This is a genomic window from Thermodesulfobacteriota bacterium, assembly GCA_040756475.1.
GTDB lineage: Bacteria > Desulfobacterota > Deferrisomatia > Deferrisomatales > JACRMM01 > JBFLZB01.
Window position 1 is genome coordinate 1 of record JBFLZB010000001.1, and the last position, 17,886, is coordinate 17,886.

Genomic DNA, 17,886 nt, shown 5'->3' on the forward strand with positions numbered 1-17,886 from the left:
CGATGTTCGGAGGCCGCGTAGCCGAGGGAGCCGGCGCGCCGAACCTCACCGCTTTCGGCCTCGCTGCCGCGGTTCGGTCGAGGCGGTACGGGGCTGCGCTCCAGGACTCCCGGACCCCGCCCAAAAAGTTTGGTGGTGGATTCTGGCCTCCAGGCCGGCTTGCCCCGCGGGGCCCCGATTGAGTACCCTCGGGCCATGGACGAGGGCATGGCATGAGCGCGCTGGAGATCTGGGGACTCGTCGTCCAGTACCTGGGCAACGTGGTCTCGGTGGTGCTGGTGCTCGCCATCCTCTCGGGGCGCAAGGAGGCCAGGGCGACCCTGGGGTGGGTGCTCCTGGTGGTGTTCCTCCCCTATTTCGGGGCGGTGGCCTACCTGGTGTTCGGGCGCCGCATGCCCATCCGCCTCCCCGCCGGCCTTCCCGAGCTGCCGGTGTGTCCCCTGCCCCCGGAGGGGCTCCCCGAGCCCATGGAGCGCACGGCCAAGCTCACCGCCCTGGCCCCGGCCCGGTGCCGGAACCTGGAGCTCCTGCCCGGCGCCGCGGAGAAGTACCGGCGCCTGGAGGCCGACATCGCCGCCGCGGAGAAGCGGGTGTACCTGTGCTACTACGTCTTCCGCCGCGACCCCACGGGCCGCCGGATCTTGGAGGCGCTGGCGCGCAAGGCGTCGGAGGGGGTGGACGTGCGCCTCCTCTACGACGGGTGGGGGGGCTTCGGCCTGGAGCTCCCCGGGTTCCTCACCCCCTACCGGCAGCGGGGCTTGCAGGCGCGGGCGTTTCATCCCGTGACGGATCCCCTCCAGATGTCCCGCATCAACTTTCGCAACCACCGCAAGGTGGTGGTCATCGACGGCACCGTGGGGTACACGGGGTCGACCAACGTGGGAGACGAGTACCTGGGTCTCCACCCGCGCTTCGGCTCCTGGAAGGACGTGCACCTGCGGCTCGAGGGGGCGGCCGCGTCCGTCCTGGAACAGGTCTTTCGGGAGGACTGGCACATCGCCACCGGGGAGGTCCTGCCGCCGAGCCCGCCCCCCGCGGACCCGGGGGATACCTGGGTCCAGGTGATCCCCTCGGGGCCCAACCAGCGCCACGACAGCCTGCTGCCGCTCCTCTTCGCCCAGTTCGCCGCGGCCCGGGAGAGCCTGGACCTGCTCACCCCGTACCTGGTGCCCGACTACGGGCTGGTCGCGGCTCTGCGCATCGCCGCACGCCAGGGGGTGCGGGTGCGGATCATCGTGCCGGGCCGGAGCAACCACCCCATGGTGGCCGCCGCCGGGCGATCGTACTACGATGAGCTCCTGGAAGGCGGGGTGGCGCTCTACGAGACCCCCCAGGGGATGCTCCACGCCAAGGGCGTGCTGGTGGACGGCCGCTGGGCCATGGTGGGCTCGGCGAACCTGGACAACCGCTCCTTCCACCTGAACTTCGAGCTCAACCTGGCCACCTCGGACCCGGCCTTCTGCGGGGCCCTGGGGCGCCTGGTGGAGAGCTGGGTGGGGGAGTCGGTTCCCGTCACCGCCGAGGAGCTGGGGCGGCGCTCCCTGCCGCGCCGGCTGCTCGAAGGGGCGTGCCGCACCCTCTCTCCCGTGCTGTAACCGAGACGTCAGACAAGACGCCAACCCGATCCGGAGGAAACCCCCATGGTCCGTCTCGCAACCGCCGCCGCAGCCGCGTGCCTCGTCCTGGCCGCGGGAGCTCCCGCCGCCCTGGCCTTTCCCGGGGGAACCGGCGAGGCCCCCAACTGCGCCACCTGCCACAAGCTCACCCTCGACGAGGCGCGGCAGGTCCTCGCGCCCCTGGTGGACGGGGTGCTGGCCGTGCGCCCGAGCCGGGTGCCGGGCTTCTGGGACGTGGACGTGGAGAAGCAGGGGAGGAAGATCCCGGTTTCCCTCGACGTGGGGCTGCGCTACCTGGTCACGGGGGAGGTCATCGACATCCGCACGATGGAGAGCCTGACCCGGGACCGGATGATCGGCCTCAACCGCGTCGACGCCTCCCTGATTCCCCTGGACGACGCCATCGTCATCGGCGACCCCAAGGCCCCAGTGAAGATCGTGGTGTTCGACGACCCGGAGTGCCCCTTCTGCCAGAAGATCCACCCCGAGATGAAGGCCGCTGTGGCCCAGCGCCCCGACGTGGCGTTCTTCATCAAGATGCTGCCCCTCAAGATGCACCCCGACGCCGCCCGCAAGTCGCGCTCGATCATTTGCGCCAGGTCGGCCCAGATGCTCGAGGACAGCCTGGCCGGCAAGCCCATTCCCGACCCTACCTGCGAGACCGACCAGGTGGAGAAGAACGAGGCCTTGGCGCAGCGCCTGGGCATCGGCTCGACCCCCACCCTGGTCTACCCCGACGGCCGCGTGGTGCCCGGGTACCGGACGGCGGACAAGATTCTGGCCCTGGTGGACGAGGCCAAGCCCCAGAGTGCCGGGAAGGCGCAGAAGTAGTCTGTCCCGCAAGGAAACCGGAGCGGGGCCAACCGAGAGAGGAGGGGGCGACCCATGAACCGATTCTTGCGCGTTCTCCCAGGGCTGCTGGCGGTTGCGGTCGTCGGGACCCTCGCTCCCGCCACCGGGGCTCGGGCAGGGTTCTGGGACAGCGTGAAGCAGGTGATGGGGACCCTGGGGGGGCAGCCCGGGGGCGCGCCGGGGGTCTCGGCCCTGGGTTCGGAGCAGGTGGCCGCGGGGGTGCGGGAGGCGCTCCGGATCGGGGCCGAGCGGGCCGTGGGCCTGGCGTCGCGGACCGGGGGGTTCCTGGATAACCCGGACATCCGCATCCCCCTTCCGGAGCGGCTGCGCACCGCCGGAAGGACGCTGCGCACTTTGGGGATGGGGGCCCAGGTGGAGGCCTTCGAGGAGACCCTGAACCGCGCGGCGGAGCGGGCCGCCGGAAAGTCCCTGCCGATCTTCGGCGAAGCGGTGGCCGCGCTCACCTTCGACGACGTGAACCGCATCTGGAAGGGCGAAGACACGGCGGCCACCGAGTACCTGGACCGGACGACCCGCCCGCGCCTGGCCGCCGAGTTTCAGCCCGTGGTGCACGCCGCCGCCCAGGAGGTGGGGGTGACCCAGGCCTACCAGCGCCTCACGGGCCGGCCCGAGGTGGCGGCCCTGGTGGCCGGCACCGACCTGGACCTCGACCACTACGTGACCACCCGGGCCCTCGACGGGGTCTTCGCGCTCCTGGCTGCCGAGGAGAAGAAGATCCGTACCGACCCCCTGGCCCGGACCACGGACCTGCTTCGAACCGTGTTCTCACAGTAGGCAGGGCTCGGCCCCGGGCCGCCGGGGACCGGCCGCGGCGCGCTCGCCTGCTGCCCCGAGGGGAAGTCCATGGTCCAGAGCGTGTCCCGCTGGTTCGCCGACCGGCCGATCCGCCACAAGCTCTTCCTGGTCTACGCCGGGGCCTTTTCCGCCCTGCTCGCGGCGGGGGCCGCGGCGGCGTATTCCCTCGTGCGCACGTCCCTCGAAGAGCGCATCGAGGCGGAGCTGCGGGAGTCCACGTCCGCCATCCTCCAGTTGGTGAAGACCTCGGTGCGCGGCACGATTCGCAACTACCTGCGGGCCGTGGCCGAGCGCAACCTGGAGCTGGTGGCCTACTTCCACGGCCGCTACCTGAGCGGTGAGCTCACCGAGGCCGAGGCGCGTCAGGGTGCGGCGGCGGCCATGCTCGCCCAGACCATCGGCAAGACCGGGTACGTGTGTACCCTGGACAGCGCCGGGGTGATGCTGATCCACCCGGACCCGCAGCTCGTGTCGCGCAACCTCTCGGAGTACGCCTTCGTGCAGGACCTGAGCGCGCGCCGCGCCGGATACCTGGAGTACGCGTGGCAAAACCCCTGGGAGGACGCCCCCCGGGGCAAGGCCACCTACATGGCCCATTTCGCGCCCTGGGACTGGATCATCCTGGCGTCGGCCTATCGGGACGAGTTTGCCGAGCTGGTGCGCCCCGAGGACTTTCGCGACGCCGTGCTCTCCCTGAGGTTCGGGCGGACCGGGTACGCGCTGGTCCTCGACGCCGAGGGCAACCTGGTGCTCCACCCCACCATCGAGGGGGAGAACATCCTCGACCAGCCGGACCTGCCCCCCGACTTCTTCCAGGAGATGCGCCGGTCGCTGGCCGGAAGGTCCACATACTCCTGGCGAAACCCCGGCGAGTCCGCGCCCCGCGAGAAGGTCGTGATCTACGACACCATCCCCGAGACCGGGTGGATCGTGGCTTCGTCGGGCTACATGGACGAGGTGTACGCGCCGCTGCGCACGGTGAGAAATCTATTCCTCGCAGCTGCCCTGGGTTCGCTCTTGCTCATGCTGCCCCTGACGCTTCGCCTGAGCGCCTCCATCGCGAGCCCGCTCCGGGAGCTCATGGACCGCTTCTCCCGGGGGGCCACGGGGGACTTCAGCGTCCGCGCCGCCCCGCGCGGGCGAGACGAGGTGGGCCAGCTCGCGGCCTACTTCAACACCTTCATGGAGCGCCTCGAGGCCTACGGGTCGAGCCTGCGGGCCGAGATCGCGGAGCGCCGGCAGGCGGAGAAGGCCCTGCGGCTCTCGGAGGAGATGTTCTCCAAGGCGTTTCGCTCCAGCCCCAGCGGCATGGCCTTGCTGACGCTCAAGGATCGGCGGTTTCTGGACGTGAACGACGCGTTCCTGCGGCTCACCGGGCGCAGCCGGGAGGAGATCCTGGGGCGGGCCCCGGGCGAGCTCGGCCTCCTGGCAGACCCCGGCGAAGAGGAGGAGGCGCTTCGGGACCTGGAGGCGCGCGGGCACCTGCTGGCCCGGGAGCTCGGGTTCTTCGCCCGCTCGGGGGAGCGTCGCCTGGGAATGGTCTCGGCCGAGGTCATCGAGATCTGGGACGAGCCCTGCGCCCTCGCGGCCATCCAGGACGTGACGGAGTGGCGGCGCCTGGAGCGGGACGTGATCGAGACCGGCGATCGGGAGCGCACCCGGATCGGCCAGGAGCTCCACGACGATCTCGCGCCCCACCTGATCGGGATCGACGCCCTGGGGATGATCCTGCAACGCAAGCTTCCCCCTTCCGGGGAAGAGGCCAAGTACGCCGCCGAGATCCGGGAGCTCATCGGGGAGGCGATCGCGAAGACCCGTGCCCTGGCCCGGGGGCTGTGCCCGGTGCACCTGGTGGAGAGCGGGATCGGCGTGGCACTGGAGGAGCTGGCCTCCGGCACCGAGGCCATCCACGGCGTGGCCTGCGATTTGCGCGCCGGGGGGGACCTGCGCCTGGCCGACCCCTCGGTGGCGACCCAGCTCTACTACATCGCGCGCGAAGCGGTCCACAACGCGGTCAAGCACGCCCGGGCGGGGCGAATCACCGTGGAGCTCTCCCAGGAGGAGGGCAGGGTACGCCTGCGGGTGGCGGACGACGGCCGAGGCGTGGACGGCGCTGCCCGGGGGCAGGGCATGGGCTTGCGGATCATGGAGTACCGGGCGCGCACCATCGGCGCGGCGCTGGTGCTTGCGAGCCGCCCGGGCGAGGGAACTTCGGTGACGGTCACCTTGCCCGAACAGGGCCCGGCGGCACGGGAGGAGGAGCGATGAACGCGCGGCGCGTCTTCCTGGTGGAGGACCACCCGGTGTTTCGGCGAGGCCTCCGGGAGATCATCGGGCAGGAGCCGGACCTCGAAGTGTGCGGGGAAGCCGAGGACGTGGCCCAGGCGGCCGCCGCCATCGCCAAGTGCCTCCCGGACCTGGTGATCGTCGACATCTCGCTCCACGGCCGAAGCGGCCTGGACCTCATCCGGGAGCTTCGGGAGCGCCACCCGGGGCTCACCGTGCTCGTGGTGTCCATGTACGACGAGTCCCTCTACGCCGAGCGGGCCCTCACCGCTGGCGCCCTGGGCTACGTGATGAAGCAGGAGGCGCCCGAGTCCATCGTCCGCGCAGCGCGCTCCGTGCTCGAAGGGCGCCCCCACCTGAGCGAGCGGCTCACCGCCGCGCTGATCGGCAAGTTCGTGGGCGCCGGCGTCGCGGGGGAAAAGGCCCCCCACGAGCGGCTCTCGGACCGGGAGCTCGAGGTGCTCCAGCTCATCGGGCAGGGCCTCACCACCGGAGAGATCGCCGCCCGCCTCGCCATCAGCGTCAAGACCGTGGGCACCCACCGGGAGAAGCTAAAGGAAAAGCTCAACTTAAAGACCGCCACCGAGCTCAACCGCTACGCCACCCTCTGGTACAGCAAGGGGCAGAGCAAGGACGAAGCCCCAGGCTAGCCCCACCTCGACCCCCACCCGCCGCCCCGGTCGTCAAAATCGGTATCGCTATCGGTATCGCTATCGGTATCGAAATCGAAATCGGCGCCCCCCCCGCTGCAAGTCCGATACCGATACCGATACCGAGCTCCCGCCCCAGGGGCTTCGTCGGTTCCGCCTCTTCTTGCCTCCGCCACCGGCCGAGGTTGGTGCGCACTTCCCCCTTCGCCCATGACCCCTTGTCGGCAAATGGTGTTCTGAACAGCGGCGTCCAGGAGACCGGAAGGAGCGATCATGCCTCCCTTCCCGGGCTTGCACGGCGCGCGGCGCGAGCGCTCGGGCCGGACCTGTCGCAAACCGCGTTACAAACTTGACGCTTGACAGGGCGGGGCGGGCGCGGGTAGAGAACAGGCGTACGTTCTGTTGCGCCCCGACGGTCGAGGCGCGCCCGGGGCGGCGCGGGACCCGTGAGGAATGTTGGAATGTCCGAGCTGTACTTCGTTCGCCACGGGCAGGCGGCGTTCGGCACCGAGAACTACGATCGGCTGACCGACCTGGGCCTCCAGCAGTCCCGGTGGCTCGGGGACTATTTTGCGGAGCGCCGGCTACGGTTCGATCGCGTCGTCACGGGCGGACTCGTGCGCCACCGGGAGACGCTGAACGCGATGGCGGGTGCCGGGGGGTTGGGGGCCGAGGCCCACGTGGACGCGCGGCTGGACGAGTACGCCCATCAGGCCCTTCAGGAGGCCTACGCGGGCCGCATGGGGGCGGCGCCGGGGGAGGAAGCGGAGGATCCGCGCCGGCGCTTCTACGGCCGCCTCGAGCGCGCGCTTCACGCGTGGGCTGCCGGAGATCTCGGCCCGGGCGCCGGGGAGACGTGGAACGGGTTCGGCGCCCGGGTGGTTGCCGCGGTCGCGACGGCGTGCGTGGGCCGGGGCACGCGCGTCCTGGTGATCAGCTCGGGCGGGCCCATGGCCGTTACGCTCGGCCAGGTGCTCGAGCTCTCCAGCGCCCGGGCCATCGAGCTCAACATGCAGATCCGAAACAGCGCGTTTACCCACTTCTACTTCGACGACCAGCGCATGAAGCTCGCAAGCTTCAACAACGTTCCCCACCTCGATCGCCGGGAACGGTGGCACGCGATCACGTTGACGTGAGCGCTGCGGGAGGATGCCCCCATGAAGTTCGAGCATGCCGACAAGGTGGAGAGACTGCGGACCCGCCTCGCCCGGTTCATGGACGAGCACGTCTATTCCGCGGAGGAGGCTTGTCGGGGCTACGTGGAGCGGGGCAACGACCCCTGGTCGGTCCCGCCTGTGATCGACGAGCTCAAGGCCAAGGCGCAGGCGCAGGGGCTCTGGAACCTCTTTCTGGCCGACTCCGACCACGGCCCCGGGCTCACCAACCTCGAGTACGCCCCCCTGGCGGAGATCATGGGCCGGTCCCTGATCGGCCCGGAGATCTTCAACTGCAACGCACCCGACACGGGAAACATGGAGGTGTTGGCCCGCTTCGGCACCGCCGAGCAGAAGGAGCAGTGGCTGGAGCCCCTGCTGGCCGGGAAGATCCGCTCCGGGTTCGCCATGACCGAGCCCGCGGTGGCCTCGAGCGACGCAACCAACATTCAGGCCTCGATCGTCCGGGACGGCGACGAGTATGTCATCAACGGCCACAAGTGGTGGACGAGCGGCGGCAATGACCCCCGCTGCCGGATTCTGATCGTCATGGGCAAGACGGACCCGAGCGCCCCCCCCTATCGGCAGCAGTCCCAGATCCTGGTTCCCATCGACGCCCCGGGGGTCCGGGTGGTCCGGGCGCTGAAGGTGTTCGGGGCCGACCACGCGCCCCACGGCCACGCCGAGATTCTCCTCACCCAGGTGCGCGTGCCGGCGACGAACCGGATCGGCGAGGAGGGGCAGGGCTTCGAGATTGCCCAGGCGCGCCTGGGGCCCGGGCGGATCCACCACTGCATGCGGCTCATCGGCTGTGCCCAGCGGGCCCTGGAGATGATGTGCCGGCGGGTGGAGAGCCGGGTCGCGTTCGGCAAGAAGCTTAGCGAGCAGGGGTCGATCCGCGAGGACATCGCGCGCTCGGCCTGTGAGATCGAGCAAGCGCGCCTGCTCACGCTGCGCGCCGCTGCCCGGATGGACCAGTGCTCCTACAAGGCGGCGCGCGACCTGATCGCCATGATCAAGATCGTCGCCCCCCTGATGGCGCAACAGGTCATCGACCGCGCCATCCAGGCCCACGGGGGTGCCGGGCTGTGTCAGGATCTCTTCCTGGCTGGCGCGTTCGGGTACGCACGCTACTGCCGCATCGCCGACGGGCCGGACCAGGTCCACATGATGTCGCTCGGCAAGCAGCTCATCCGACGGTACGCGCAGCCGGGGGAGCGCCCATGAGCGGAAACGTGCACGCGTTCGACGAGAGGCTCCTGGCCGGCTACCTGGAACGGCACGTGGAAGGCTTCCGCGGGCCCCTGCGCGCCGTGAAATTCCCCGGCGGCCAATCCAATCCGACCTTTCGCCTGGAGGCAGCTTCCGGCGACTACGTATTGCGACGCAAGCCGCCCGGGCAACTGCTCAAGTCGGCTCACGCCGTCGAGCGGGAGTACCGGGTGATGCATGCCCTTCGCGACACCGGGGTGCCGGTGCCGCGGGTGTTTCACCTGTGCGAGGACGAAGCGATCCTCGGGAGCACCTTCTTCCTCATGGAGTTCGTGCCCGGTCGGGTTTTCTGGAACGCTGCCCTCCCCGAGTTGGAGCCGGCGGCTCGCGGCGCGTGTTACGACGAGATGAACCGGGTCCTGGCAGCGATACACCGTGTGGACGTTTCGGCGGCCGGGCTGGCCGACTACGGGAAGGCAGGCAGCTACTACCAGCGCCAGATCGGGCGGTGGAGCCAGCAGTATCGGGCCTCGGAGACCGAGGCGATCGAAGCCATGGAAGCGCTCATGGGCTGGCTTCCCACGCACCCTCCGAAGGAAGACGAACGCGTAAGTCTGACCCACGGCGACTACCGGCTCGACAACTTCATCTTCCACCCGGAGCGGGCGCGCATCGTCGCCGTCGTGGACTGGGAGCTCTCCACCCTGGGCCACCCGCTGGCGGACCTGGCCTACCAGTGCATGCAGTGGCGCATCGCCGCCGAGGGCCCGCTGCCGGGGCTGGGCGACCTGGATCGGGCCAGCCTCGGGCTTCCCACCGAGGAACAGTACGTGGCCGCCTACTGTCGCCGCATGGGCATCGCGTCGATCCCCGACTGGGGCTTCTACCTCGCCTTCAGCTTCTTCCGGTTTGCCGCCATCCTCCAGGGAGTTCTCAAGAGGAGCCTGGAGGGGAACGCCTCGAGCGACCGCGCGCTCCAGATGGGAACGCTGGTGCGGCCCTTGGCGGCGCTGGGGTGCAGGGCGGCGGGGCTGTAACGGTGTGACGCCAAGCCACGGGCCTACTCGAAAGAGCCGCGGCGCGAGGGGGAGTTGGGCTTTCCAACCTCTGGCCATCCAGGATTCCATGCCGACCATCGACGAAGTCCTCCCGGATCTCTTCCGGATCGAAGTGCCGCTGCCCGACAACCCGTTGCGGTCCATCAACGTGTACGTGGCCAGGGGCGAAGAGCGCTCCCTGATCGTGGACACGGGGATGAACCGCGCGGAGTGCCGGGCGGCTCTGGGGGAGGGGCTGCGTGCACTCGGCATCGACACGGGCTCGGCCGATTTCTTCATTACCCACCTGCACGCCGATCACATCGGGCTCGCCAAGGTCTTTGCCAGGCCAGGGGCGAGGGTCTTCCTGAATCGCCCGGATGCCCTCTGGCTCGAAACCTGGAGCGGGTGGGAGCCCTTCTTCCCCGTGGCGGAAGCGCACGGGGTGCCCGTGCGGGCGCTTCGGGCGGAGGTCTCGTCCAATCCCAGCCTCGCCTTCGAGCGAGACTGGCTTCCCGAGGTGACCCCGGCCGACGAAGGACGGATCTTTGCGGTTGGCGCCTACCGGTTCGAGTGCATCTCGACGCCCGGGCACACCGCGGGGCACATGTGCCTCTATGAGGCGCGCGAGAGGGTGCTCCTTTCCGGCGATCACATTCTGGGCGACATCAGCCCCAACATCACGAGCTGGCTTCCGGGTCGAGACCCCCTGAAGGAGTATCTCTCGAGCCTACGCAAGGCCTGCACCCTGGAGGTCGACCTGGTCCTCCCCGGGCATCGGCGCCTCTTTCGGGGCCACAAGGACCGCATCCAAGCGTTGGAGCGGCACCACCAGGCGAGGCTCGCCGAAGTGCTCTCCCTGCTATCGGAGCGCCCTCTCACCGCCTTTGAGCTCGCCTCACACATGACCTGGGATCTGAAGGGAACCTGGGCATCCTGGCCCCTGGCACAAAAATGGTTCGCGACGGGGGAGGCGATCGCCCACCTGGTCTACCTGGAAGGAGCCGGGGCCGTGACGAGGGACGAAGGGGACCGCGTGGTGTTCCACCTGCACCAACCCAGTGCCCGTGTGCAGGGTTGGGCCTAGCGGGGCGCCGAAACCCCAGCGCCCTACCCCGTGCGCGGCTCGGAGCGTGCCGCAAGACGTCGCCTCGGGAAGAGGGGCGGAAAGCCGCCCACCTACCACCCCCCCAGAAGGAGGAGGAAGACGATGAGAAGACCGTGCCTGACCGCCGTAGCGTTCCTCTGCCTCGTTTTGCCGACGCTCTCGTCGGCAGACAACCTCGCGAGGGACTACATCCCGGCCCCGCCGGGGACCGCTCTCATGATGTTCTACGACTACCACGTCTCTGCCCACACCATCTATCACAAGGGTGACAAGGTTACGAAAGACGCCTCGATCAGCGGCGATGTCTATATCTTCCGCCCGGTCTACTATACTACCACAGCTACTTTGGCCTCGTCGAAGGAGCATCCCAGGTTCTCTTCTTCGCCAAGGATGTTCAGATCGACGGCGTCGGCTCGATTTCCGGGCTTTCGGACATGCTCTACAGCCCGGCCTTCTTCGTCTGGAACAACCCTGCGTCCAAGAGCTACCTCGGTTTCATTCCCCATATCACCATTCCCATCGGTCAGTACGACAAGAACCGGCCGGGCTTGAGCCCGGGCGAGAACCGATGGAAGATCCAGCCGGAGCTCAATTTCACGCAGGGCATCGGCGACAAGCTCTTTGTCGAGCTCACGGCGGCCGCGCAGTTCTTCCAGAAGAACAAGGACTTTGGCGACTCCGAGCTGAAAACGGACCCACTATTTACGATCGAGGCGCATGCGAGCTACGACGTCGCCAAGTTCCTGGCGGTTGCCGCGAACTACTGGTGGCACGGCGGGGGAGAAAACGAGATCGACGGCGTAAAGCTAGATGACAAGCTGGACAACCACAGCCTGGGCGCCTCGCTGCACTTCGGCCTGTCGCCGAGCAACCAGTTGCTGGTGTCGTATCAATATGACGTCAAGGTCGAAGAGGGCCCGCAGTACCAGACGTTTGCCCTGCGTTTCTTGCATGCCTTCTGAACGGAGGGAAGCTGTACACGACGTGATGCAGAACTCGAGGAACCCAGGAGACAGAAGGGTTATCTGGCATCGTAGGCTGGCGTTCCACCAACACTCATTGGCTGGATGGGAGAGGTCGAACATACGACTACCCGAAAGGAGCGTGACATGAACGCGACGTCTAGGTTCTTGCTGGCAGCAATGGTCGCGGCTTTCTTGCCTTTTACCGCGATTGGCGAGGAGAAGAAGATCGAGGGCAACGTCCTTGGATACAACTGCGTCGTGAACAACATCGGATGCCCTGCAGATATGGAAGACCCAGTCGTAGCAAACGAGAGGATTTTCGTGGTCAGCATATCAGACAAGGAATTCGTATTCGTCCCCAATATCGACCGAGCGGTCTTGGCACGGTACATCACGAAGACCGTGCGCGTCTCGGGGGATTTCAACGAAAAGTACAACGCGATCCAGGCGAACACGCTTGAGGTGAAGACCGCTGGAACATGGAAGACGGTGTGGACGCTGGCGTGGGAAGAGGAGTTCCGGGCAAAGTTCAACATCCCACGGGGGCAGTGAAGCCAAGAGGCCGCTGCAACCCCCGCGGAAGGGGGAGCAGCGGCCTCTGCTTCTGTGGCCGGCCGTTGGCGACGGACGGCCTTCGAATTCCGCTACGTTTCTTGTCGCCATTTCTTGTTGACATGCTGAAACGGGGAGGGTAAATGTAGGCCCTCGGCAGAGAACGGGCGTTCGTTCTGTGTTGGCCTCTCGCGGCTTGCATGGGGGGATGTGGAGAGGAACCGCTCCGGGACGGGGTGCGATCTTGCGGGAGTCCAGCCGACCGTCCGCGGCAGGGGGTTGGGGCGTCAGCGGGTGGTCCCCTCCCGGTCGTGAGCCGCCCGCTCGTCGTCAGCCGGCGTTAGACCACCGAACTTCAAGAGAAGAGAGGACGCGTCATGGGAGCAAAAGTCTGGGGACCGCAGATCCTGGTGCGCGCGCTGATGGAGGAGGGGATCCACACCAACTTCGGCATCTCCGGCGGGCACATGAACAGCTTCGACGACTACTGGAGCATGTACGGCAACAAGCTCATCCACTGCCGGCACGAGTCCTCGGCCGGGTTTGCCGCCGAGGCCTACGCCAAGGTGACCGGGAAGATCGGCCTCACCCAGGCGACGGTAGGGCCGGGCGTCGCAAACCTCGTCCCCGCGATCAACCAGGCGTTTTTGAGCAACACGCCCCTCATCTGCATCCTGGGACAGACCCCGTTGGCGGACCGGTACCGAAACCCCTTTCAGCCCCTCGACGGCAAGTCCCTGTATCGGGACATCACCCGGTGGGCCCGTGAGGTCATCGAGCCGAGCACGCTCGCGACGCTCGTGCAGCAGGCGGCCCGGGACTGCATGGGGTATCCGCCGCTCCCCGTAGCACTGGAAGTCCCCCTGAACTTCCTGGAGTTCGCCCCCCAGTCCCTGCACGACCCCATGGGGCAGGCGAACTACCGAATTGACAGAACCCACAAGCGGCCCTGGGAACAGCCCCAACCGGTGCCGAGCGACGACGAGGTCGACGCGATCATCGGGTGGCTCTTGGAAGCCGAGCGACCCGTCGTCGTCATTGGCCACGGGGGACGGTGGCCGGACTGCGGTGCCGCCCTGGCGGAGTTCGTGGGGCTCACCCAGGTTCCCATCCATCAGCGGCGCGTGTGCCGCGGGACGGTGCCCGAGAACCACCCGCTCCACGTCGCCGGAGAGGCGCGGGGGGCCGCGTTCGCCAAGGCTGACCGCTTCCTCACCCTGGGGCTTCGTTTCGACGTGCTCGAGGCCTACGGGCAGTGGGGCAAGGACAAGCGCTTCGTCCAGGTGACGGAGGCGCCCTCGGAGATCTGGCCGGAGATCACCACCGACATCGAGGCGATCGGCAACGTGAACGCGACCCTGCGCAAGCTCAGCCGGCGCATTCGGGAGAGTTATGCCGATCGCTTTCGGGGGAAGACCGCCTGGCGCGACGAGATCCTCGAGATCAAGATCCAGGCCCACGGGAAGATGCTCAAGCGCATGGACGACCTGAAGGGCCGGTACACCCTGCCGAACCAGATCAACCCCGACGTCTCCTCCACGTTGATCGCCGAATACCTTCACCAAGCGGCCCCGGAGACCACGGTCATCCTGGACTCTTTCACCCTGTCCCCTTACATGAGCGAGAAGTTCCAGGCAGGCGTGACCGGCGGGGTCCTCGACGCGGGGATCAACGGCGGGATCGGCCACGGCATCGGGATGGGGATCGGTGCCCAGGTCGGCCGGCCCGGCAAGCCCGTCGTCTCGATCATGGGCGACGCGGGCATGGGCGCGCTCGGGGGGGACATCGAGACCGCCGTACGGGAGCGGCTGCCGGTCGTCTACGTGGTGCACAACAACGGGGCCTGGATCGGCGGCTGGAACGCCATGTACGGCCGGGACTGGCACGGGGCCCAGAATCCCCACGCCCGCGACACCGACAACGGCATGGGGACCCTGGACGGGCGAACCCCCTACGCGAAGATGTACGGGCTCATCGGGTGCCACGCCGAGACGGTGACCACCCACGACGGGATTGCCCCGGCCTTGGAGCGGGCGCTTCACTCGGGAAAACCGGCGGTGGTGGATCTCTACAGCGATCCAAACTCGTACCACACCCTGTGGGACCGGGGCACCTACGAGGGCCTCTTCTTCGTCATGCTCCACCACCTCCCCGAAGAGCTGTGGACCGGGATGGAGAGCTTCAAGGAGAGGACCCGCAAGATCATGAACGCGCTGGGGTACCCGCAGTGGCCGAAGGCGCCTCGCCTCTTCCCGCCCTTCGACGAGAAGGAGGACTTCGAGTGGGTGTCCGGGCCCCCGCCGAAGTACTACAAGAAGAAGGAAGGCGAGGGCAAGTGACCCGAGGCGTTGATGATTTGACCTATCGTTCGCGACAGGAGTAGATCAAATGCCGAAATTTCACTGCGATACGTGCAATATCAACGCAGACGTCCCCTACGGGGGTTGGCACTGGGTCGGCAAGGAGGCGGGGAAGGAACACTTTGCCCACCGGGGATACGTCGTCCCCGATCCGAAGAACCCTCTCCGGCTCATCTGCAAGGATGGGTATGATCCGAAGCTGCTGATGCCCATCCACTGGGAGTGCGGCGAAGTCTTCCGGTACGTGGACGACTAGGGCGATGGCGCTTCGGGAGCGGGGCTCCCGGAGCGCCACTTGGAGCAGCCGCCCAGGACCTGGTGGCTCCGCGCTGCAGGGTCGCAGAACCCTCTCGCCGGGGAGGGGAGCACGAAGCCGCAGCCGGGGGCGAACGACCGCCACACGTCGAGGAGGACGAACTCGTGAACGAGGTCAAGAAGCCCAGGGCCATTGCCAGCCTGAAGAGCGCGGGAGCCCTGCGAGCGATGGTCGACGAGGCGTACCGGGAAACCGTGGCCGCCATGGCCGAGGGCCGGCCCACCGCCTGGGCCATGGCGAACTGGTGGCAGGGGTCGCCGATCCTCAAGGCCATGGGGATCGAGGCCGTGTATCCGGAGAACTACGGGGCCGTCTGTGCGGCCACCGGCATGGCCCAGCGCTACCTGGAGATCTCGGACGCCGCGGGCTTTCCCACGCACCTGTGCGGCTACATGCGGGTGAACTTCGGGTACACCCACCGGATGATGAGGGAGCTCGGGGGCCAGATCCCGCCGGAGGCGCCCATGGGAGGGATGCCCAAACCTGTTCTCCTGCTCGGCTCCGGCATCGTCTGCGACCCGAGGTACAAGTGGTTTCAGGCGCTCGGCCGCTATCTGGATGCACCGGTCTACAACCTCGAGATGCCCAACCCCGGCACGAAGGAATTCTTTCGGGAAGGGGTCGCCGAGCAGTCGGTGAAGCTGGCCGTCCAGGGGATCCGCGACTTCATCGCCTTCCTCGAGAAGCTCGTCGGAAGGCGCATGGACTACGCCGTGCTCGAAGAGACGGTGGACGACATGCTCGGGATGCTCCGCGTCTGGCACGACGTCAACGAGCTGCGCAAGGCAAGGCCCTGTCCCATGCACGCCAGGCACTTCTGGACGTGCATGCCGCCGGCGCTCTTTGTGCTCGGCGACATCAAGAAGTCGATCGCCAGCTACCGGGCCCTTCACGAAGAGCTCCGCGGACTGGTCGCGAGCGGGGCGTGCGCCGTCGCCCGGGAGACGTACAGGTTGGGCTGGGGCGAGCTGCCCCCGTGGCACAGCCTGGGCTTTTTCGATGCGCTGGCCGAGCGGGGTTGGAACTTCGTCACGGAGAGTGTGAGCTACCATCCGCCCATCCCCATCGACCTCGACCACGTGGCCGATCCCGTGGAGAAGATCGCGAGAAACACGCTCCAGTGGTACACGGGCTACTACGAGTACGCCAAGGAGACGGGGGGGCAGATGGGCTTCCTCGGCGACCCCTACGTGCAGTTGGCGCAGGAGTACCGGCTCGACGGATTGGTGATGCACCAGCTGCTCACGTGCCGCACTGCCTCCAATCACCTCGCCTACGCCCGCGAGGCGGCGATGAAGAGGCTCAGCGTGCCGTCCATCATGGTCGAGGGGGACATCGTCGACTTCACGCTTTTCGACCCGGAGGACACCCTGCGGAAGGCCGAGGCCTTCGAAGAGGTGATGGAACATCACCGAGCGGAGCGCCGCAAGGCGGGCTACGACTGGTAGGCGGCCGGCGCCCCGGGGGCGCGCGAGCCGGAACTGGCTTCGCCGAGGAGAGAGGGCACGAAATGGGAAATCCGATCGTCGCAATTGCAAAATTTCACGACGCCTACGAGTCCGTCTCCCGGGTCCTGGAGCTCTCCGGCGGGCTCGCCGGCTTCCACCCCGGCGACAAGATCCTCATCAAACCCAACCTCGTCGAGTGGGACCTCGACCTGCCCTACGCCCCGTGGGGCGTGGTCACCACGAGCGCGGTCATGGGTGCGCTCGTTCGGTGTCTCGCCGAGAGGGGCTTTCGAAAGCTCACGATCGGCGAGGGAACGCCCTTGCCCCGGGCGAAGGGGAAGGGCCGGAAGGTGCTCCGACTCCTCGGCTACGAGCGGCTGCGCGAGCGGTACGGCGTGGAGCTCGTCGACTTCGACGAGGAGCGTTTCGAAGACGTCGATCTTGGCGGAATCCACCTGTCCGTGGCGCGAAGGGCGCTGGAGGCCGACAAGATCATCACCGTCCCCACCCTGAAGACCCACGGCATCTGCCAGGTTTCGCTGGGCATCAAGAACCTGAAGGGGTGCATCGACCGGAGGTCGAAGAAGTTCTGCCACGACCCGGAGGTGACCCTCGACCACACGTTTCCCCTTCTGCTCACCAAACTTCCGGTGGCATTGAACCTGATCGACGGCGTGTACGGTCTGGAGCGGGGTCCGACGAGCAACGGCCGGGCCTATCGGCGAGACCTCCTCGTCGCCTCGACCGACGTGCTCGCGGGGGACGTGGTCGGAGCCAGGCTCATGGGGCACGAGCTCGCCGAGGTGCCCCACCTGCAGCACTACGCGAACCTTCAGGGCCGGCTGGCGGACGTGGACCGTATCGAGACCCGCGGCGAACCGATCGAGGTGCACCGGCTCCGGTTCGAGTGGGATACGCCCTGGAGGGAAGATGGGAGCGGCCCGACGGCATTCGACAAGGTGGGCATCTCCGGACTCGCGTTCCGAAAGCCCGACGCCACCGTCTGCACCAACTGCGTGTGCGTCCTGGCGCCTGCCCTCGTCATGCTGATGGCCGCCTACAACAACGAGACTTCGGACACGATCGAGGTCATCAACGGAAAGAAGACGCGCGCCAGCGCAGGTTTCGAGACGACGGTGCTGCTGGGGCGGTGCGCGACGGCGCTGAACAAGGACAACCCGAACATCGCGCGGCGCATCGAGCTCAAGACCTGTCCTCCCGACCTGGACCAGATGATCGAACGTCTGCGGGAGGCGGGTGTGGAGTGTGACTACGCGGTCTACGAGCAATTTCGACGACGGGCTGTCGGTCGGTACAAAGAGGAGGACGGATTTACGCTGTCGATGTACAGCGTGGCGCCTGAGAGCGCTCCGGCAGGCGCCGACGCCCGAGCAGCAGGGTCCTGAGGCGCGTTTGCAACGGTGCGTCCTGTCCCGTTGCGGAGTCCCCCGGGGTCACCCCGGGGCGGGTCCGTCTCCCGGGAGGACATCAAAAGGAGCTCAAGAGGAGGCGCG

14 protein-coding genes and 1 pseudogene are annotated in these 17,886 nt (G+C 67.7%); all 15 read left to right on the forward strand.

What is annotated here, in order from left to right; translation table 11 throughout:
- Positions 1-212 precede the first annotated feature (212 nt).
- Positions 213-1,595: a cardiolipin synthase gene (gene cls, locus AB1578_00005; protein ID MEW6486283.1), complete on the forward strand. Its 1,383-nt coding sequence runs from the start codon at positions 213-215 to the stop codon at positions 1,593-1,595.
- A 45-nt stretch (positions 1,596-1,640) separates the two neighbouring features.
- Positions 1,641-2,447: a DsbC family protein gene (locus tag AB1578_00010; GenBank protein ID MEW6486284.1), complete on the forward strand. Its 807-nt coding sequence runs from the start codon at positions 1,641-1,643 to the stop codon at positions 2,445-2,447.
- 54 nt (positions 2,448-2,501) lie between these two features.
- Complete coding sequence (locus AB1578_00015; protein MEW6486285.1) at positions 2,502-3,263, forward strand: DUF4197 domain-containing protein; 762 nt, start codon at positions 2,502-2,504, stop codon at positions 3,261-3,263.
- 69 nt (positions 3,264-3,332) lie between these two features.
- Positions 3,333-5,552: a cache domain-containing protein gene (locus tag AB1578_00020; protein ID MEW6486286.1), complete on the forward strand. Its 2,220-nt coding sequence runs from the start codon at positions 3,333-3,335 to the stop codon at positions 5,550-5,552.
- On the forward strand, positions 5,549-6,220 hold the full coding sequence (locus AB1578_00025) for a response regulator transcription factor (protein ID MEW6486287.1): 672 nt from the start codon (positions 5,549-5,551) through the stop codon (positions 6,218-6,220). The genes AB1578_00020 and AB1578_00025 overlap by 4 nt, the downstream gene beginning before the upstream one ends.
- 461 nt (positions 6,221-6,681) lie before the next feature.
- Positions 6,682-7,356, forward strand: a complete 675-nt coding sequence (locus tag AB1578_00030) for a histidine phosphatase family protein (GenBank protein MEW6486288.1) — start codon at positions 6,682-6,684, stop codon at positions 7,354-7,356.
- A 21-nt stretch (positions 7,357-7,377) separates the two neighbouring features.
- Positions 7,378-8,601: an acyl-CoA dehydrogenase family protein gene (locus AB1578_00035; GenBank protein MEW6486289.1), complete on the forward strand. Its 1,224-nt coding sequence runs from the start codon at positions 7,378-7,380 to the stop codon at positions 8,599-8,601.
- Entirely contained in the window at positions 8,598-9,623 is a 1,026-nt protein-coding gene (locus AB1578_00040) for a phosphotransferase family protein (GenBank protein MEW6486290.1), read from the forward strand. Before AB1578_00035 ends, AB1578_00040 begins: the two co-directional genes overlap by 4 nt.
- Positions 9,624-9,711: 88 nt before the next feature.
- Positions 9,712-10,710, forward strand: a complete 999-nt coding sequence (locus AB1578_00045) for an MBL fold metallo-hydrolase (GenBank protein ID MEW6486291.1) — start codon at positions 9,712-9,714, stop codon at positions 10,708-10,710.
- Between the two features lie 410 nt (positions 10,711-11,120).
- Positions 11,121-11,693 (forward strand): annotated as a pseudogene (locus AB1578_00050) (transporter).
- A gap of 147 nt (positions 11,694-11,840) precedes the next feature.
- Positions 11,841-12,248, forward strand: a complete 408-nt coding sequence (locus tag AB1578_00055) for a hypothetical protein (GenBank protein ID MEW6486292.1) — start codon at positions 11,841-11,843, stop codon at positions 12,246-12,248.
- Positions 12,249-12,625: 377 nt separating this feature from the next.
- Positions 12,626-14,587: a thiamine pyrophosphate-binding protein gene (locus AB1578_00060; protein ID MEW6486293.1), complete on the forward strand. Its 1,962-nt coding sequence runs from the start codon at positions 12,626-12,628 to the stop codon at positions 14,585-14,587.
- 49 nt (positions 14,588-14,636) lie between these two features.
- The gene (locus AB1578_00065; GenBank protein ID MEW6486294.1) at positions 14,637-14,864 is read left to right on the forward strand and encodes a hypothetical protein; all 228 of its coding nucleotides are present in this window, start codon (positions 14,637-14,639) and stop codon (positions 14,862-14,864) included.
- Between the two features lie 164 nt (positions 14,865-15,028).
- Entirely contained in the window at positions 15,029-16,372 is a 1,344-nt protein-coding gene (locus tag AB1578_00070; GenBank protein ID MEW6486295.1) for a 2-hydroxyacyl-CoA dehydratase family protein, read from the forward strand.
- Positions 16,373-16,434: 62 nt separating this feature from the next.
- A complete protein-coding gene (locus AB1578_00075) occupies positions 16,435-17,778 on the forward strand; it encodes a DUF362 domain-containing protein (GenBank protein MEW6486296.1) in 1,344 nt (447 codons plus the stop codon).
- The last annotated feature ends 108 nt before the right edge of the window (positions 17,779-17,886 follow it).